We start from the raw sequence: 19,533 nt of genomic DNA, 5'->3' as shown, positions 1-19,533 counted from the left end.
CCGCCGCCGGTCCACCGGTCACTCGTCGAAGGATCCGTGGCGGCCGGCGCCACCCCCGAACCGTTCGGCCCCGGCCCGCGTCTCCCCCGAGGTCAGCGGCACCAGACCGTGCCGGTACTCCGCGGCCAGCGCTTCCGGCTCGCTCAGACCGTGCTGCTCGCGCGCCGACAGCCGGTCGTGGCGCAGGCACAGTTGCGGGAAAGCGGCGATCTCCCGGGCCAGCCGCTCTGCCGCTCCGCGTGCCTCGCCGGTCGGCACGATCCGGTTGGCGAGCCCCATGGCGTACGCCTCCGCAGCCGGGACGGGCCGCCCGGTGAGGATCATGTCCATGGCCCGGCTCTCACCGATCAGACGTGGCAGCCGCACCGTTCCGCCGTCCACCAGTGGCACACCCCAGCGGCGGCAGAACACCCCGAACACCGCGTCCTCCTCCGCCACCCGGAGGTCGCACCAGACGGCCAGCTCCAGGCCCCCGGCCACCGCATGGCCGGAGACCGCCGCGATGACGGGCTTGCTCAGCCGCATCCGGGTCGGCCCCATCGGCCCGTCGCCATCGGCCAGGACCTTGTTGCCCCGCTCCGTACCGATGCCCTTCAGGTCCGCGCCCGCACAGAACGTACCGCCCTCGCCCCACAGCACGGCGACGGACGCGTCCGGATCCTCGTCGAACTCCCGGAAGGCATCGGCCAGTCGGCTCGCGGTCGGCCCGTCCACGGCATTGCGGACCCCGGGCCGGCTCAGGATCACCGTGAACACGGCGCCGTCGCGCTCGATCCGCACGGCTGGTCGTTCACTCATCGTTCGGCCTCCCACAGTGGCTGACACGGAGACGGCGGAGAACCCCGCCGGCACAGCTGATTCATGCGATTCTCACGCAGTCGTTCTACGGTGGGGCCCGTGACCCAGATGACCCCGCCCGGCTGGCACCCAGACCCCGGGTACACAGGAATCGGTCCCGTCCACGAGCGCTGGTGGGACGGCACCCGCTGGACCGACCAGCTGCGCGTGCCTCCCGCCGTGGTCCGGCGCCGCCGGATGCGCATCGGACTGGGCATCACCGCCGGTGTGGTGGTCCTGGCCGCCATCGGGGGCGGCCTCGTCCTGCTGTCGGACGACTCCGGCGGCACCGACGGACGCGCGGCACCGAATCCGTCCACCGCGCCGTCCGAGGCCCCCGGCCGGGGGCCCGGTGCGCCGCGCGGAGGCGGCGGCGGTGAGAGCGGGAGCCCCGAGCAGCAGATGCCGCAGGCCGAGGACGGCTACGCCACGGACCTGACCAGCGGGATCAGCCTGCCGGTGCCCGACGGCTGGAAGGGCAGCTCCGGGATCGCCGGTGCGGGGGTGACCACGGGCGAGTACCCCTGCCCCGGTGACACCTCCGAGCAGTGCGTGCGCGGCGGGGTGTTCTCGATGCCCGCGAAGGGCCTGAAGCTCGACACCACGACCGCGAAGGCCACGGCGGTGAAGGACATCTCCGCCAATGCCACGGAATCGTACGGCGAGAAGATCTACGGCGGCATCACCTCGCATCAGGAGCTGAAGTCCGAACCGGTCACCGTGGCCGGCCGGCAGGGCTACGTCGTGCGCTGGAAGGTGGTGACGAAGAACGGTGACGACGGGTACGTCCAGTCGCTGGCCTTCCCGTCCCCCCGCTCCAAGGACATGCTGATCGTGGTCCGGTCCGGCTTCGACATCAACTCCAAGGCGCCCGCGCTCTCGGTCATGGACGACATCACCAAGGGCATCAAGGCCGCCTCCGGAACGGGTTCCGGACCCGGCACCAACGCGTAGGTCCCGTCCCGGACGGGCGCGGTGCCCCGCCCTCGTGCATCCGGGTGTGAGTACGAGGGCGGGTCGAGCTGAGTACGTCGTCCGATCCGGCGGCGGACGGCCGCTGGTCGAATGACAGTCATGCTTCCTGACGCACCGCGCCGCCCCCGCATCCAGCAGGTCACCACGGCCGGCACGACCCTGGCGCTGTCCCTGGCCCCGCTGGTGATCGGCGTACTGCTCGCCAAGACCCTGGCTACGGATCCGATGACTCCGGTCAACGCGCTGGTCACGCGGGGCGGGCAGGCCGCACCCGTCTCGCCCGCGCAGTGGCGTGGGTGCGGCAGGCAGGCGCTGCGCAACTGGAAGGGCCCACTGCGTGCGGGCGGGCGCCCCGGCTCCCTGGTGCGGCGGTGTACCCGGGTCCGGGGCGCGCGCCGCCCGCAACGGCTGCCGGCCGAGCGCTGAAGGAGCGCCGGCCCCGGTGTCAGGCCCGTCGGCAGTGCAGGAACAACTGGGGCTCGGCCACCGCCGCTTCGTACTCCGGGGTGAAGAGGGTGCTCTGCTCCCACACCACCGAGAAGCCGGCCTCGGTGACCAGCTCGGTGAACTCTTCCGGTCCGAAGCTCGTCGCCCGCACCTCGTGCCCCATGAAGACGACGCCGAAGTCCTCGACGTCCAGCGGCACGGTGGCCACAACCAGATGGCCGCCGGGAACCAGCAGTCGCGCAAGCTTCCGCAGCACCCCGGCCTGGTCCTCCCGGGACATCTGAAGCAGTGAGAAGTACGCACAGGCCGCATCGAAAGTGCCATCCGGCAAAGGGAGTTCGCGAATGTCGGCGCATTCGAATTCCGCTCCGGGCACCTGCCGGACCGCCAGTTCGGCCATGACGGGCGAGACATCGACCCCCACCACATCGTGCCCGGCCTCGGTCAGGGTCAGCGCGGTCGGCCGCCCCGTACCACTGCCGACGTCCAGGACCCGGCTGCGCGGTGCAAGGTCGCCCAGCAGCCGTTGCAACGAGACGCGATGGGCGGCGGATCCGCCGAAAGCCCGCTCGTAGTCGGCGCCCAGTGCGTCGAACACCGTGGCGGCGGCGAGGCCGTGGTCCTCGTCCATCGATGCTGTTCCTTCCTTAGCCCCCTGCGGTCCCCGGAATCGTTTCATCATTCGCCGACGCCTTCAACGCCCGTACCTGGCAAGCCACATGGGCACCAGAACCCCCGTGACGCCCACGAAAGAACGGTGGTGCGGCTCGCCCCGCACCACCGTCGGCGGCGGCCCCGAAAACCGGTTCCCCGCCCGCACCCGGGTTCACTAGACTCGCCACGATTCGCGCACCGCGGCAGCTCCGCGGCGCGCACCGTGACGAGCGAGGGGAGACCGGCCGTGCGCTACCGCACCGCTGCCGTCGTTCCCCCGTCGCGGTACGAGGTGATCCTGGTGTCCAGGTGCGCCCGGTGCAGGCTGCGCGGCCCGTACCGGTCCCCCGCGACGAACAACTGACCCCGCACCGCCCGGCGTCGATACGCCCGGGTGGCGTTCCGCCGGTGTGACGCACCGCTTCGGGGGTCCTCGCCCGGCCCGATCACCGGCCGGGCCGTCCGGGAATCGCGCCGTCCCGTTCCGGATCATTCCGAAAGGCCCTGGGCCGTGCGTACCGAACTCCACCGTCAACCCACCAGTCCGCTGACCGCCGTTCGCAATCTGGGCATCCTCGCCCACGTCGACGCGGGCAAGACCACCGTCACCGAGCGGATCCTCTATCTCACCGGCGCCGTCCACAAGCGGGGCGAGGTCCATGACGGGACGACCGTCACCGACTACGACTCCCAGGAACGGGACCGCGGCATCACCATCTTCGCCGCCGCGGTGAGCTGCACCTGGGACGGTCACCGGATCAACCTGATCGACACCCCGGGGCATGTCGACTTCTCCGACGAGGTGGAGCGCTCGCTGCGGGTGCTGGACGGTGCGATCGCGGTATTCGACGCCGTCGCGGGTGTCGAGCCGCAGAGCGAGTCGGTGTGGCGGCAGGCCGACCGGCACGGCGTGCCGCGGATCGCCTTCGTCAACAAGCTGGACCGCGCCGGGGCCGATCTCGACACCGCGGTCGCCTCGATCAGGGACCGGCTGCACACCGTCCCGCTGGTGGTCCAGCTGCCGATCGGGAGCGAGGACGGCTTCACCGGAGTGGTTGATCTGCTGCGCATGCGGGCGTTGGTCTGGGCCGAGGGCCGCGACACCTACGAGGAGGTGCGGGTGCCGGACGGGCTGTGCGAAGAGGCGCGGCGCCGCAGGCGGCTGCTCGAAGAGACGGTGGCGGAACTCCATCCGGCCGCACTGGAGGAGTTCTGCGCGGAGTCCAGCGTCTCCGAGCGGACTCTTGTGGCCGCACTGCGCGACCTGACCCGTACCGGTGAGGCCGTCGTGGTGCTGTGCGGCTCGGCCTACCGCAACCGGGGGATCGAGCCGCTGCTGGAGGCCGTCGTGGCATTCCTGCCCTCACCGCTGGACGTGCCGCCGGTACGCGGCACCCTCGACGGCACGGTCCAGGAGCGGGCCGCCGATCCGGCGGCGCCCTTCGCCGCGCTGGTGTTCAAGGTGAACTCGACGGCCACCGGACGGCTGGCCTTTCTGCGGGTGTACTCCGGAACGATCGGGAAAGGGGAAACGGTGCTGGACGCGGGCACGCGGCGCCACGAACGCATCGGACGGATCCTGCGGGTGCAGGCCGGCCGGCACTCGGACGTGGAAACGGCGGTGGCCGGGGACATCGTCGCGGTGATCGGGCTGAAGACGGCCCGCACGGGGGCCACGCTGTGCGCTCCCGCGGCGCCCCTGGTCCTCGAACCACCCGTCTCGGCCGACCCGGTGGTCACCGTGGCGGTGGAGGCCCGCCGGAGCACCGACACCGAACGGCTGGTGACGGCGCTGGCGCGGCTCGTCGAGGAGGACCCCTCGCTGCGGGTCCGTACCGACCCCGAGACCGGGCAGACGGTGCTTTCGGGAATGGGGGAACTGCATCTTGAGGTCGCGGTGGAGAAGATCCGGCGCGCTCATGAGCTGGAGATCGGCGTCGGCAGGCCGCAGGTGGCGTACCGGGAGACGGTCGCCCGCGGGGTGTCCGGGCTGGTGTACAGGCATGTGAAGCAGGACGGGGGCGCCGGCCAGTTCGCCCATGTCGTCCTCGACGCGGAGCCGTTGGAGGCCGGCGACGGTCTGGACGCCGACAACGGCGACGACGCCGGTTTCGTGTTCCGGTCGACCGTCGTCGGCGGGCGGGTGCCACAGGAGTACGTCCGTGCGGTGGAGGCCGGGTGCCGGGACGCGCTGGCCGAGGGTCCCCTCGGCGGGCATCCGGTGACCGGGCTGCGGGTCACACTGACCGACGGGGCCACCCACTCCAAGGACTCCTCGGAGATGGCGTTCCGCACGGCGGGCAGGTTCGCGCTCCGTGAGGCGTTGCGCGCGAGCGCGATGGTGCTGCTGGAGCCGGTGGCGGAGGTCACCGTCACGGTGCCCGACGACGCCGTGGGCGGGGTTCTCGGTGATCTGGCGGCACGGCGCGGCCGGGTCTCGGGCTCCATCACCCGGACGGGCACCGCGGTGATCACGGCGACCGTGCCGCTGGCGGAGCTGTTCGGCTACGCGACCCGGCTGCGCAGCCGGACCCAGGGCCGGGGAACGTTCACCTCCCGCCCCACCGGCTACGCCCCGGCGCCGAAGCCGGTCTCCCCGGAGACGGCCGGCCGGTAGCGACCGTGCCGGCCCCGCCCGTCCGCGGGCGGGGCCGGCCTGGCCCGCCGCCGCGGCCTCCCGCGCGGGAGGCCGGGCCACTCCCTCGAACGTGAGCCGTTTCGCGCCGGGTTCGAGAAGGACCACGGACAGGGCCCTGTTGTGGGGGTTGCCCGCCTTGGTGAGGCATATCCGGCCGCTGGCCCAGCGCGCCCGCCACCTGCGCCGGGGACGCGTGATCGGCTCCCGGAAGGTGTGGCGCCGGGGCGGATGCTTGCCGCAGTGTTTCGGCACCCGGGACTGCCCGTAGGTGAACTCCTCGGTGGCAGCCGAAGACTGCCCGCACACCGCACACTCCATCCCGTGCGTCGTCGGCTCGGCGTCCGGCTCACGATCGGGCTCCGGGGTCCACGTCTCGTACCCGATCACTGCTGGTGCGTTCATCCTCGTACCTCCCCGCCCAGCGGTGCCCACACCCAATTGCCCCCACAGCAGCGGATCGCCGCCGCGGTCGCTCGCCGGCGTCCTCACGAAAGCCAAGCCACGCCCATGTCCATCGCCGATGCGGGTGCCGCCTGTGCACAGGCGGCACCCGCGAGAGGATGGTCGGGCAGCGCCCACAGGTCGCACACAACAGCCACGGCCGAGGTGTGGTGTTGCATCCACGTCGGCGCCACGGGGCGCAAGGACTCCACACACCGGCCATCGCGAGTTCGTCATGGCTGTGCCGACGGTCCCCACGGCCGATGTTGCCGGATGGCCGGATTCCTTGCGGATAGGGTCAGGCGCCCTTGCGGCCCGAAGCGAGGGCGCCCAATCCGGTCCCTCGCTCGTCGAGTTCGCGGTGATGGGCGACGACCTGATCGACAAGGATGGCGATATGGGGATCGTCGATCACATAGACCTGGCGGCGGCCCTCACGGCGGGCGCTCACCATTCCGGCCTTCTTGAGCTTTGCCAGATGCTGGCTGACCGTGGCGACGGTGCCGCCGACCTTGTCGGCGATAGTACCGACGTCGCTCTCCCCCTGCGAGAGCAGCCACATGATCTGGAGCCGATTGGTCGCGGCGAGCATCCCGAACGTGCCGGCAGCTTGCTGGAGTTGGCGGGCACTCAGGGGCCGGGGGGACTCGTCATGCGGGATGCCAGTCACAGGCTGCGTGTCTTTCGGGGCGAGGTGCGGGCGACCACCCCATATTACTTGCGCCCCCGCTTGACTATCAAGGGTAGCGGGGTGTTCACTCATGGCTGTAGCACCTCGTTCGGTGAGGCTTCTACGCGGACACAGGCCACTGACCTTCCCCGTCGAGAGACGCTCCAGGTCAGGACAGGTCTCCCCGGCCTAAGGGGTGACCCCAAGTGGCTTCTTGACCCGCCGGGTCCGATACGCCGCGTAGTGCCAAAGCTCTGACGAGGAGGTGTGCGGCCCTGCCATGCCATGAACGGCATGGAGTGTGGCGTGCCTTCTGCTGCGTCTCGTCGGTCCGGCAGCAAGGGGGTGAGAGCAGTGAGTCCCAGCGGCAGTACACCCGCGGATTCCCCTCTCCCGTGCCGGCCGTCGCACTTGACGCGGTAGCGCGCTGAGCGGGTCCGCTCCCGCCAACACCACCACCCCTTCAGTGAATCCTTTCGCTTCCCCGCCCCGGGGCCGCCGAGGCCGCGGGCCGGCTTGCCGCGCCCGCCTTCGGCATGCCCCAGCGCATACAGAGATGAGCCACCTGCCATGAGCGAGAACGTAAAAGAGCTGGAGCGTGCCCGGTCAGGGCCGCAGCGTCCCGTCCGCAAGGGACGCAAGACCGACGTCCTCGGGGCCGCCACCGCGAAGATCGGCGCGGAACTGGTGGCGACGGCGTCGGCCTCCCAGGCCGACATACTCCGCGACCTGGGCACGAGCCCGCGTGGCCTGACCGAGCAGGACGCTTCCGGACGGCTCGACCAGTACGGCCACAACACCGTCGACCACGACCGCCCGCCGCACCCGCTGCTCCAGTTGGCGGCGACCTTCAAGAACCCCTTCATTCTCATCCTGATCTGCCTCGATGTGGTGTTCTTCCTGACGGACGATCCCAAGGGCATGATCACGCTGACGACTATGGTGCTGGTCAGCGTCTTCCTGCGGTTCTGGCAGGAGTTCCGCTCCACCAGGGCCGCCGAGACGCTGAAGGCGATGGTGACCACCACGGCCACCGTCGTGCGGCGGGCGGAGAAGCACGCAGACCCCATCGAGCGGGAAGTGCCGATCGAAGACCTGGTCCGCGGCGACCTGGTGCGCCTCGCGGCGGGGGACATGATCCCGGCAGACTGCCGACTGCTCACCTCCAAGGAACTGCACGTCTCCCAGGCCGTACTCTCCGGCGAGTCACTGCCCGTAGAGAAGTACGACACCCTCGGCGCCGTCGCCCACAAGGAGGCCGACGGCCGGCCTGCCGCCGGTGCGGACCCGCTGGAGTCGGCCACGCTGTGCCTGATGGGCACCTCGGTCGTCTCCGGCTCGGCCACGGCCGTGGTGACCGCAACCGGATCCCGCACGTACTTCGGCTCGATGGCCAAGAACCTGTCCGGCTCCCGCCCCGAGACCAGCTTCGACCGCGGGGTGCGATCGGTCAGCTGGGTCCTGATCCGCTTCATGCTGGTCATGACCCCGATCGTGCTGGTCATCAACGGACTGACCAAGGGCGACTGGTTCGAAGCATTCCTCTTCGCCGTGTCCGTGGCCGTCGGCCTCACCCCGGAGATGCTGCCGGTCATCGTGACCGCCAACCTGGCGCGCGGCGCGGTCGCCATGTCCAAGCGGAAGGTCATCGTCAAGCGGCTCAACGCCATCCAGAACTTCGGCGCCATGGATGTGCTGTGCACCGACAAGACCGGCACCCTTACCGAGGACCGCATCGTCCTGGAACGCCACCTCGACTCACTCGGGCGCCCCGACGACGAGGTACTGGAATTCGCCTACCTCAACAGCTCCTTCCAGACCGGCCTGAAGAACCTCCTGGACCGGGCGGTCATCGACCACGTCGGTGAGGGGGACCAGTTGCTGGCCGCCGCCCGCTTCACCAAGGTCGACGAGATCCCCTTCGACTTCGCCCGCCGCCGCATGTCGGTCATCCTGCAACGCGAGCAGGACACCCACGTGATCATCGCCAAAGGCGCCGTGGACGAGATCCTCAACACCTGCGCCCACGTCCGCGAAGGCAGCCGCGACATCGTTCTGACCGACGCCGCACGTGAACGAGTGCGACGCGTCGCCGAGGGCCAGAACCGCCAAGGGCTGCGTGTGCTCGCCGTCGCCACACGAAACCTCCCCGCACAGCGCAGGGCATACACGGTCGCCGACGAGTCCGGCCTCTCCCTGGTGGGCTTCGTCGCCTTCCTCGACCCGCCCAAGGCCACCGCCGCATCCGCGATCGCCGCGCTCGGCGACAACGGCGTCACGGTCAAGGTCATCACCGGCGACAGCGAACTGGTCGCCCGCAAGGTGGCGAACGACGTCGGCCTCGATGCCGGCGAGATCCCGCTCGGCCGCTCCCTGGACGCCCTCGACGACGACGAGCTGCGAGAACTGGCCGAGAAGACCACGGTGTTCGCTAAGGTCAACCCGGTCCAGAAGGCCCGCATCATCCGCGCCCTGCAGTCCGGCGACCACACCGTCGGCTACCTCGGCGACGGCATCAACGATGCCGCCGCCCTGCGCGACGCGGACGTCGGCATCTCGGTGGACACCGCGGTCGACATCGCCAAGGAATCCGCGGACATCATCCTGCTCGAAAAGGATCTCACCGTCCTGGAGCGCGGCGTGATCGAGGGCCGGCGCACCTTCGGCAACATCATGAAGTACATCAAGATGACGGCCTCCTCCAATTTCGGGAACGTCTTCTCCGTACTCGTCGCCTCCGCATTCCTGCCCTTCCTGCCGATGCTCGCCGTGCACCTCCTCGTGCAGAACCTCTGCTACGACATCTCCCAACTGTCCATCCCATGGGACAAGATGGACGAGGACTACCTGAAGAAGCCCCGCAAGTGGGCCGCCGGCGACCTGTCCCGATTCATGCTCTGCATCGGCCCGATCAGCTCGATCTTCGACATCAGCACCTACTGCGCCATGTGGTGGGTGTTCTCCGCGAACACCGTCGGCGAGCAGACCCTCTTCCAGTCCGGCTGGTTCATCGAGGGACTGCTCTCCCAGACCCTCATCGTCCACATGATCCGCACCCGCAGGATCCCCTTCATCCAGTCCCGCGCGGCCACCCCGGTCCTGCTGCTCACCGGCACGATCATGGCAATCGGCATCTACCTGCCGTTCTCGCCCCTGGCCGGCACCCTGCAGATGCAGTCACTGCCCTGGACGTACTTCCCGTTGCTCATCGCCACCCTCCTCGGCTACTGCGCACTCACCCAGTTCCTCAAGACCAGCTACATCAAGCGGTTCGGCACCTGGCTGTAGCCCAGTGCCGATCCCGTGTCCAGGGCATCGCCCGTGTGCCCCGGACACGGGATCGGCGTCGGCCGCGGACGGTCCTACCGCCACTCCGTCGGCAACGCCACCGTGAGGGGCGATGCCTCGCAGCGATCTGACAGCCGATCTCGACGACAACCAGGTTCTGCTCGCCATCGACTGGATGGCTGAGCGATTGCGCGGCGTCGTCCTCTCGCCGGGCAACGGCATTCGCGCTGTCCTGACCACAGCTGCACCACCATTGCCCGGGCCCCGGGGCAGATACAGGGGCCTGAGCGTGTTCGGCTACAGTGGCGCACCGATGAACGCGCAGCAGACACCACCCGGCGCCGCCCGCTCCGCGCCCCTGCTGCGCCTTCACCTCTTCGGCGGATTCCGCGCCACGCGCGACGGCGGCCCGGCGCTTGCCGAGCACTGGCCAAGACAGACCGCCCAGGCGCTGGTCAAGCTGCTTGCCGTCACTCCGGGGCACCGGCTGCACAGGGAGCAGATCCTGGACCTCTGCTGGCCGGACACCGAGCCTCAGGCCGCGACCAACAGCCTGCGTGTCGCGTTGCACGCCGCGCGCCGCGCCCTCGAACCCGAACTGGCCCCGCGCGCCATCTCCTCGTATCTCGTCTCCGACGGGGCTCAGCTGCTCCTGGCTCCCGCCACCGTGCGGGTCGATGCCGATCAGGCCGAGGAGGCCGCACGTTCCGCGCTGGCCTCCGGGGACGTGGCAGAGCTGGAGAAGGCATCGGAACAGTTCGAAGGGGAACTACTGCCGGAGGACCGGTACGCGGGCTGGGCCGAGCGCCGGCGCAGGCAGCTCTCGGCGCTGCAGGAAGAGATACGGGTCGCCCTCGCCTCGGCCTTCCTGGAACAAGGCGACTTGCCGAAGGCCGAGGCCACCGCGGCATCGGTCCTCTCGGCCAGCCCCGCCGAGGAGGTGGCACACCGCATCCTGATGAATGTCTACCTGCGGCAGGGACTGCGGCTGCGGGCCGTGCGCCAATACCACGTGTGCCGGGACGCACTCGAGACCGAGCTGGGTGTCCGTCCCGGGCCCGAGACCGAGCAACTGCACAGGGCCGCACTCGCCGCCGAGCCCGCCCTGGCCACCACCACCAGGCCTGCACTGCCCGCGCCGCTGAGGGGCAGCGCCGCATCACCGTTGCACGGTCGGGACGACCTGCTCCGCGATCTGCTCACCGACGCAGGGCCGCCGGTGCGACTGCTCACAGGCGAGGCAGGGGTGGGCAAGACCCGCCTGGCGAGTGAGGCGGCGCGCCGTGCCGCCGACGCGGGCTGCGCCGTGCTCTGGGGGGCCGGCCATGACGCGGAGGGGCACACACCGTACGGGGTGTTCGCAGAGGCTCTCGACGGGTGGCTCGCCGAACAGCAGGTGACGGCGCGTGCGCGGGTCGGCGCCGAGTATCCCGAGCTGGTGGCATTCCTGCCGTCGTTGGGGCAGGCACATGGCTTGGGTGAACGCAGTCCGGAAGAGGCGCGCGACCGGCTGTTCAGGGCGACGGCGGGGCTGCTGGGTGAGCTGGCGTCCGTACGGCCGGTGTGGTTGGTCCTCGACGATATGCAAGCTGCCGACGAGGGTTCGTACCAGTTGCTGAGCCATCTGGCGCGACGTGCCGGCGGGCGCGGGCCTCGACTGCGGTTTCTGGTGACGTACCGCGACGAGGACCTGTCGGACACCGACTCGCGGCGCGCTGGTGTCAGGGCGCTGCTGCGCCAGGGGCTCGCCGTCGGGCGACCGGTGCGACGGCTTGGCAAGGCGGACTGTCTCGCGGTGGCCCGCGATGCCGGCGGTTCCGGAGACACCGAGCGGCTGGAGCGTGTCTGGGCGCTGTCCCTCGGCAACCCGCTGTTCGCCGTCGAGTTGTCCCGTGGGCTCGCAGGATCTGCTGCCGAGAGCGTCGCGCCTGATGGGGTAAGGCAGTTGGTGGCCGAGCGGCTCGCGCGGCTGGACCCGGACACGCGACGCATGGTGGAGGCACTGTCCGTCGCGGGCCCCGAGACGGCCTCGTCCGAACTGCTCGACGTGATCGCGCACGGACTGCACCCGGCCGTGGCCGGGGCGGCCGCAACCGCCGCGCTGGAACGGGCGATCGCTGCCGGGTTCGTCGAGGAGCGGCTCGTCGTAGTGGCCGGGCGGCACGAGCCAGGGCTCGCCTTTCGCCATCCGCTGGTACGTCTGACCTGCTACGAGACCCTCACTGCCCTACGCCGCAGGCAACTGCATGCCGCGTTCGCGCAGGCCGTGCGGCGGCGCAGGCCCGACGCGGTCGACACACTCGCCTCACATTTCGCGCGGGCCCACGACCCGCGCGCCGCCGAGTACCTGCGCCGCGCCGCCGAGCGTGCCGCTGCCCTCTACGCCAACGACACCGCCGACCACTACTACCGCGACCTGGTCGCCCGGCTCGATGCGGACGCCGCCCGCGCGCGTCTCGCGCATGCCCAGGTACTGCGCCGCATGGGCCAGTTCGAGCGTGCCACCGACGCGCTGCGGGCGGCGCTCGACGAGTTCGTGCGCCGGAACAACCATGACCTCGTGGTGCTGGCCGCGGGCCATCTGGCTGAGACGCTGGTGAAGGCCGGCGCTCCGGCTGCCGGACGGCAAGTCCTGCGCGACCACCCGGTGACCGCGGACACAGCTCCCGAAGCTGCCTCGGTCCACCGGCTGGCCCTGTCCGTGGTCTGCGCCTTCGAGGGTCGGTATGACGACGGGCACGCGGCTGCCCGTCAAGCACTTCCCGCCGCCCACCGGGTGCCAGGCGGGCGAGGACAGGGCCTCCTCGCCCGCTCCTACGCGCTGCAGGCCACCAATCTGGGCCTGGCAGGCCGCTTCGAGCAGGCCCGCGAGGCCGGCGACTTGGCACTGGAGCCGGCTGAGACGTACGGCGACCCGACGCTGCTCGGTACAGTCCTGTCAATGTTGCGGGAGAACGCCCGACGTGCCGGGAGGCTGCGCGAGGCCGTCGGCTTCGGCGAGCGAGCCCTCGACCTTGCCGAGCAGTCCGGTGACCCGACGGCCACCGCGTTCGAACAGGCGAACCTGGCCGAACTGTGGTTGCTGCTCAACGAGTCGGACACTGCTTCGGTGCTGGCGACCGCGTCCGTGACCGGCGCCGAGGCGGATGGCAGCTGGTGTCTTCCCTATGCCCTTGCGGCACAGGCCCGCGCCCACCTGCATGTCGGCGACTTGCCGAGTGCGGCAGCCACCCTGGACCTCGCCGCGCGGGCTGCCGCGGGTCTGGAGGACCGGCAGGCGGCGTACGAGGTACGCACGGCGCGCGCCGAACTCGCCCTGCACACGGACCGGCCCGGCCATGCGCTGTACGCCCTCGGCGGCTACGCCACCGACGCACCGGTCCTCGCGGCCTGGGCTCACCTCCTGGACGGTCGAGCGGAGTCGGCGTACGCAATCGCCCGTAAAGAGGCCGATCGGGCCACCGTCGCCGGAGAGCGCCTCGCCGAGGTCGAAGCGCGTGTCGTTCTCGGAGTCGGCCTGTGCCGCCTGGACCGCGCGGAGGAGGGAGCGGCGGAACTGGCAGGCGCCGGCTCACTCGCTGCCGCTCTGCCGTATCCGGCAGGTGCGTTGCGGGTGGAGCAGGCGCAGATGCTCCTGCGCGAGGCGGGGCACCGAACATTGACGTTCCCAAGCGCCGGTGGGGGGCCGGCCGGGACTTCGAGCCCAGCCGAGCACACCACCTGAAGACGGAGGACACCGGCGCCCGGGTCCACAGCGCTGAGGCATGGTTCGATCTCACCGTCACCGGAGCCGTCGTGGCATTCGGCGTGTGGCCGCGACCGGCCCGGGCGTACCGAAGCGGGAATCGGAGAGGGTGACGGCGACCGAGCATGCCGAGGACCCCCTGGGCGGGACGCCCAGGGGGTCCAAGTGGCTTCTGCGAGAAGCAAATCAGGACAGCGTGTACGTCGTCATCTGGTGGATGCCGTTGTCCAGGGACAGGACGCCGCCGCCCAACTGCTCCGCCATGCGGTTGACGCCGAAGTCGTCGAAGTTGAGCGCGACCATGTCATCGACTCCGTCACCGTCGAGGTCGGCGGCGAGGTAGTTGCGCGAACCGGCCAGGGTGGCGCCGCCGAGCTTGTCCTGGAAGCTCCAGCCGGTGGTCAGGATCGCCGGGTCCCACGCGCCCAGACCGGCCTCGGTGCCGCCCGCCAGCAGTCGGCGATTGCCAGGTCCGTTGATGAACTGGGCGGTGCGCAGTGGGCTGAGCACCGAGGCGCGGGTGTCGTTGCCGTCGGCCGGGAAACCGTAGAACGTGGCGAAGCTCAGCAGGTACAGCGGGTCGTTCCTGCCGTCGATGAGGAAGTTGCCGTGCGACCAGGGACTGCCGCTTATGGCCTGGTGAAGTACCTTGCCGGTGCGGCCGTCACGGATCTCGACGACGACGTGCGGGGAGGCGGTGCTGATGTCACCGGCGGTGGTGGGGTCGGTCATCGCGATCCAGGTGTAGGCGACCGCATGCCCGTCCGCGTACGGGATGTTCGGCGAGGCGAAGACGGCGTGGTCGAGGACGGCGCCGTGCAGCTTGCCGTCCACGGCCCTGGCCGGGGCCTCGGGGTCGGCGTCCCACTGCACCTTGCCGGTGGCGCCGTCGAGGGCCGCGCCGCCCACGACGGCGGCGGGGTCGAACAGCGAGCCGGTCGTGGTGTACTGCGTGTAGACCTGACCGTCGGCGACGGCCGTGTCGGAGAAGACCGCCGTCCGGTCGGTCGGCGCGGAGTACGTCCACATGGCCTTGCCGCGGGCGTTGTAGACGCGCAGGGCGTCGGTCGGGACGATGATCTCGTCCTTGCCGTCGCCGTTGACGTCGGCGACCGTGACCGAGCGGACGTACTGGCCGGCGCCGTCTATGGTGGTCAGCACGTTGCCGGTCGCGCCGTCCAGGACGACGGTCGCGGTGTCCGCGGCGACGACGACCTCGGGCTTGCCGTCGCCGTTGACGTCACCGGTGGCGATGTTGTGCACCTCGCCGGCGACGGTCGCCTGCCACAGCTTCTTGGGTTCGCCGCCCTTGACCAGCGACGGGCCGGACCAGGCCCACACACCGTTCGAGGTGCCGCCCGCGACGACATCCGGCTTCTTGTCGCCGTTCAGATCGGTGGCCTGCGCGTAGTTCAACTCGCCCTGGAGCGGGCTGAGATCCTTCTGCTTGCCGTTGCCCAGCTTGTACGTGCGGATGTTCTGCTGCTGGTCGATGACGCGGACGAGGTCCTCGCCACCCGCGGAAAGGACCTGCTGGAACATCGGTGAGGCGGTGAGACCGTCCTGCCGCCACGCGACCTTGCCCTTGGCGGTGAACACCATGAGCGCGCCGTAACGCAGACCGGACACGTTCTTGGCCAGATCCATGTCCCGGTCGTCCTGCGCCGAGGCGATCAGCTTGCCGTGGGCGATGTCCAGGCGCCAGACGCTGGCACCGTCCTTGCCGTTGTCGGCGTTGCGCTTGATGGTGTACGTCCACTCGACGGTGGACGCGTCCTTGCCCTTGAGGACCCGGATCGTGCTGGCGTTCACATAGCGCTCGGAGGTGAGCGTCGACTCGCTGACCGCGTACTCCGTGCCCGCCGAGTCCGTGACGTCACCGATCGTCAGGGCGGTGGGCAGCGCGTTGACGCGGGTGTCCAGGGTGGTGCGCTCGCCGCTGTCCAGGTCGTACGAGGCGATCTCGTATTCCACCGCGTCATTGACGTCCGCCTGCTCCAGGGCGACCAGACGGCCGCGCGCGGTGTCCAGCCGGACCTGGCGCCCGTAGAGGTCGCTGTCCGTCTTCCAGGCCACCGAGCCGTCGGCGGTGTCGAGGACGAGGGTGGTGCCGTGCGCGGTGACCCCGGTGGCCTTGCGCAGGTTCCAGGCGATGGCGACCTTGCCGGCGCCGAGGGCCTCCATACCGCCCCAGGTGGCGGCGCGCGACTCCTTGGTGTCGTACGTCCAGGTCGCCGACGGGGTCAGCGCACCGTCGGCGTACGAGAAGCGGATGCCGCTGAGCGTGGCCGTCTCGGTCGCCGGGGCACCACCGGTGTTGAGGCGGGGCGAGTCGGCGACGAGCAGCGTACCGTCGACGATCTTGACCTTCGACGCGTACGAGTACAGCTTCGACCAGACGGTGTTGCCGGTCCTGCCGTCGAGCACCGTCACGAACGTGCCGCTCGTCAGCGAGGAGCCGGGCGAGGAGAAGGGCCGGTAGGGCACGTCGCCGACGGCCGCCGAGAAGACGATGTCCGGTGTGCCGTCACCGGTCAGGTCACCGGTGTCGTACCCCTGGTCGGAGTAGGGCGCGAACGGGCTGACCGCGTTGTAGCCCATGAGGATGCGCGCCGGGTAGGCCTCGGTCTGCCACGGTCGGATGTTCTTGACCTGCCAGTCCGCGTACAGCGAGGTGTTGGTGCGTGCCCAGACGGTGGAGCCGTCGGCCTTGTGCAGTTGTACATTGCCGAGGCTGTGCACGGTGAAGTACTTGCCGCCGGAGGCCGGCACGGTGGCACCGATGCCTCGCACGCCCTCCAGGGTGGACCTGGCGGTGAAGGTGACCGGGGCGGCAGTGGCGCCGCTGAGGCTCCGGCCGCCGTCGGACGCAGCGGCGTCGGAGGCGCCGGGGCCGGACACGGAGCTGCCGGTCGCCGAGTCGTCGCCGTACACATCGACGCCCACGCGGTCCGCGAGCCTCTGCGCCTCGGCGCTCGTCAGCTTCATCGCCGAGCCGCTGTCGTCAGCGGCCAGGGCGTGCGGCGCCGAGGTCAGCGCGAGTCCCGCGGCGGCCAGGGCGGAGGCGAGCGCCAGCGCCCGCTTGGAGGGATGGGCTCTCATCACTTGGCTCCCTGCGCGATACGGATCGCCGAACCGGCCGTCAGGACGGGCTGGTTGAACGAGTACTGAAGGGCGTCGGTGCCGGTCTGGTTCTCGATGCCGACGGTGGCCGCGGCACCGTTTCCGGGCACGGACTGGTACTGGAAGGTGACATCGCCCGTTGCTTCGTCGAAGACCGCCTCGAAGGTGGCGCGGCTGTTGTCGGCCAGCAGGACGGCCTTGTTCCAGACGATGGCGAACTTGCGGTGGCCGGACTTGCCGGTGGTGGCCGTCTGCACGCTCGACTTCTTGTCGAGGGTCAGATCGTCCCAGAACGGGGCGACGATGCCGTTGGGCCTGGCGGCGGCCGGCAGCGCGGTGTTGTCGTAGTCTCCGAGGCGCGGCTCCATGAAGTTGATGAGGCCGTTGGTGGTGACGGACGCGCTGGAGTAGTCGACGCCGTACAGGCTCACCCAGAAGGGCAGCGAGATCGTCCTGGCGTCCTCGTCACCGCTCAGGGAGACGTTGGCGACACCCTTGATCCAGGAGTACGTGGCCGGGGTGCAGCTGTTGCCGGCGTTGTCGGTGCGCGCCGGGAGCCGGACGGTGCGGGTCTCGACGCCGTCGACCGTCAGACTCGTGGCGGAGACGCCGTTGCACAGCACGGGGGCGGCGGGCTTCACGGTGAGCGTGTAGGCGCCCTCGGCGACCTTCGGCAGCGTGAACGTACCGTCCGTGCCGGTGGTGACCGGGTCGACCGGAGAGCCGGTCACCTGGACGGTAGCCTCGGCCAGCGGCTTTCCGGTGACATCGAGGACGGTGCCGGTTACGGGGTGGCTCGTGACGGCGTCCAGGGAGATGTCCTGGACCAGCGGCCGGCCGGTGGCCAGTTCGATGCCGGAGACGGTCTTGAGCGCATAGCCGTAGCCGCTGAGTGCGAACGTGTAGCTGCCCGGGACGAGCGACAGGCGGTACGAGCCGTCGGCACCGGTGGTGACCGTACGGGCGCCCGATGTGTCGTTCGTGGCCTTGACCGTGATGCCGGACAGGGCGGCGCCGGTGGCCTTGTCGGTGATCCTGCCGGAGACGGTCACCGCGGAGTGCGGGGCCTTGTCGATCGAGGAGAGGATGTCGAGCTTGCCCTCGCCCCAGACGTTGTTGGCGTCGGCGCTGCCGCCGCAGTGCGTGTCGTCGACGTTGCGGGCTCCCTGGTTCAGCAGTGCGCGGGTGCCGTCGATGTCACCGATCAGCGAGGGGGCGGCCGACCAGAGCAGGGCGACCGCGCCCGCGACGTGCGGCGTCGCCATCGACGTACCGTTGATGGTGTTGTACGACGAACCCGGCCACGAGGAGCGGACGTTGACGCCCGGAGCCGAGATGTTCGGCTTCATCGAGCCGTCGACGAGGGACGGACCGAAGCCGGAGAACGAGGCGATCTTGCCGGTGGAGTCGTAGGCGCCGACGCCGTAGGACGGGGCCTGCGCGCCCGGCGCCTCGGTGGTGGAGCAGGTCTTGCCGTCGCCGCTGTTGCCCGCGGCGAACGCCTCGAAAATGCCCGCAGCGTTCCATGCCTCGACGATGTCCTGGTAGAACGTCGTGTTGCCGCCGCCCCAGGAGTTGTTGACGATGTTCGGGGCCAGGTCCGGGCGCGGGTTCTGCCCTTCATGGTCGGTCGGGGCGAGGATCCACTGGCCGGCCGCGAGCAGCGAGGCGTCCGAGCAGGACTGCGACTCGCAGCCCTTGGCGGCGATCCACTTCGCGTTCGGCGCGACACCGATGCCGTTCCTGCCGGCCATGGTGCCCATCGTGTGGGTGCCGTGGCCGTTGTTGTCGCAGGGGACGCCGCTCGTGCCGCACTGGCCGGTCGGATCGTAGAAGTTGTAGTCGTGCGTGAAGGTACCGTCGCCGTTGTTGCCACGGTAGTTGGCGACCAGGTCCGGGTGGTCGTACTGCACCCCGGAGTCGACGTTGGCGATGACGATGCCCTCGCCGCGGTCGTCGTACTGCGACCAGACCTTGTCGGCCTCGATGTCGGCGATGCCCCACTCGGGGGTGCCGTCGTCCTCGGCTGCGGCGGTCGTCACCTTGCTGTCCGCGGCCTCGATGCCGTCGAGTTCGTAGTGCTGTTCCTTCAGGATCCGGGCGACGTCCGAGCGCTTGGCGAGCTGCCTGACAAGGTCCGCGTCGCCCTTCACTTCGACCGCGTTGGCGATCCAGTAGTCCTGGTGGCCCACCTTCTCCTCGTCGAGGAAGGCGGTGATCGACTTCTGGCTGTCCGCGGCGTGCGCGCGCAGCTCCTGGAACGCGGCCTTCGCCCTCCCGGCGTGCGAGCGCTTGCGCTTCGCCGCGGACAGGTCGGCCCGGTCCTTGAGGACGACGAAGAACGTCGCCTCGCCGCCCTTGGCAACGGCCGCGGAGAGCGCGGAGTCGACCTTGGCGGACGAGGCGGACAAGGCGGGCGCGGTGGAAGTGGCGGCCGCTGGCAGCGGCGCGGCCAGCAGGGCGGCTGCGGTGAGGGCGGCCGCCGCCCATGCGGCGGATCTGCGCCGGGGCGGTCGGGGCAGGTGCATCGGGGGTGCTCCTCCGGGAAATTTACGGGGAGCCCGGACGCTAGACAGACGCCGTTACTCGGGCATTACAGCGCTCGGCGCACCCGTATGTGACGGGTCTCCATGGGGCGGCGGGTGCGCACGGCGGGGCGGCCCCGCGGCGGCCGTGCCGTGCTCGGCATGGCGCCGGGGCCGAGCGCCGACGCTG

At 70.4% G+C, this 19,533-nt stretch carries 10 protein-coding genes and 1 riboswitch; of the genes, 5 read left to right on the top strand and 5 right to left on the bottom strand.

All coding sequences use genetic code 11. The features are described from left to right. Window positions 1–18 precede the first annotated feature (18 nt). Window positions 19–798: a crotonase/enoyl-CoA hydratase family protein gene (locus tag AB0D53_RS16110; protein WP_362446030.1), complete on the bottom strand. Its 780-nt coding sequence runs from the start codon at window positions 796–798 to the stop codon at window positions 19–21. Between the two features lie 108 nt (window positions 799–906). On the opposite strand from AB0D53_RS16110, the gene AB0D53_RS16105 reads away from it, so the two are divergent. Next, window positions 907–1,791: a DUF2510 domain-containing protein gene (locus tag AB0D53_RS16105; RefSeq protein ID WP_362446433.1), complete on the top strand. Its 885-nt coding sequence runs from the start codon at window positions 907–909 to the stop codon at window positions 1,789–1,791. A 120-nt stretch (window positions 1,792–1,911) separates the two neighbouring features. After that, window positions 1,912–2,238 (top strand): hypothetical protein, encoded by a 327-nt coding sequence (locus tag AB0D53_RS16100; protein ID WP_362446027.1) that lies wholly within the window; start codon window positions 1,912–1,914, stop codon window positions 2,236–2,238. A gap of 19 nt (window positions 2,239–2,257) precedes the next feature. On the opposite strand, the gene AB0D53_RS16095 is transcribed toward AB0D53_RS16100, so the two are convergent. Further along, window positions 2,258–2,890: a class I SAM-dependent methyltransferase gene (locus AB0D53_RS16095; RefSeq protein WP_362446024.1), complete on the bottom strand. Its 633-nt coding sequence runs from the start codon at window positions 2,888–2,890 to the stop codon at window positions 2,258–2,260. Between the two features lie 534 nt (window positions 2,891–3,424). Here AB0D53_RS16095 and fusA point away from each other — a divergent pair. Continuing rightward, window positions 3,425–5,530 (top strand): elongation factor G, encoded by a 2,106-nt coding sequence (fusA, locus tag AB0D53_RS16090; protein WP_362446021.1) that lies wholly within the window; start codon window positions 3,425–3,427, stop codon window positions 5,528–5,530. A gap of 760 nt (window positions 5,531–6,290) precedes the next feature. Here the strand turns inward: fusA and AB0D53_RS16085 are convergent. Then, a complete protein-coding gene (locus tag AB0D53_RS16085; protein WP_362446017.1) occupies window positions 6,291–6,662 on the bottom strand; it encodes a metalloregulator ArsR/SmtB family transcription factor in 372 nt (123 codons plus the stop codon). A gap of 97 nt (window positions 6,663–6,759) precedes the next feature. Continuing rightward, window positions 6,760–6,934, top strand: a riboswitch (M-box (ykoK) riboswitch). Between the two features lie 298 nt (window positions 6,935–7,232). Here AB0D53_RS16085 and mgtA point away from each other — a divergent pair. Together mgtA and AB0D53_RS16075 are read left to right on the top strand one after the other, a co-directional pair. Continuing rightward, window positions 7,233–9,950, top strand: coding sequence for a magnesium-translocating P-type ATPase (gene mgtA, locus AB0D53_RS16080; RefSeq protein ID WP_362446014.1), 2,718 nt, complete (start codon window positions 7,233–7,235; stop codon window positions 9,948–9,950). A 313-nt stretch (window positions 9,951–10,263) separates the two neighbouring features. After that, window positions 10,264–13,674 carry an AAA family ATPase gene (locus tag AB0D53_RS16075; protein WP_362446011.1) on the top strand — a complete coding sequence of 1,137 codons (3,411 nt, stop codon included), beginning with the start codon at window positions 10,264–10,266 and terminating at the stop codon, window positions 13,672–13,674. 207 nt (window positions 13,675–13,881) lie between these two features. Here the strand turns inward: AB0D53_RS16075 and AB0D53_RS16070 are convergent, their stop codons facing one another. Together AB0D53_RS16070 and AB0D53_RS16065 are read right to left on the bottom strand one after the other, a co-directional pair. Continuing rightward, window positions 13,882–16,797 (bottom strand): VCBS repeat-containing protein, encoded by a 2,916-nt coding sequence (locus AB0D53_RS16070; protein ID WP_362446008.1) that lies wholly within the window; start codon window positions 16,795–16,797, stop codon window positions 13,882–13,884. Beyond that, window positions 16,797–19,346: a S8 family serine peptidase gene (locus AB0D53_RS16065; protein ID WP_362446005.1), complete on the bottom strand. Its 2,550-nt coding sequence runs from the start codon at window positions 19,344–19,346 to the stop codon at window positions 16,797–16,799. The genes AB0D53_RS16070 and AB0D53_RS16065 overlap by 1 nt, the downstream gene beginning before the upstream one ends. Window positions 19,347–19,533: the final 187 nt, after the last annotated feature.

It is taken from the genome of Streptomyces sp. NPDC048295, from assembly GCF_040652135.1.
Lineage (GTDB): Bacteria > Actinomycetota > Actinomycetes > Streptomycetales > Streptomycetaceae > Streptomyces.
This window is presented reverse-complemented; position numbering and strand designations above follow the sequence as displayed.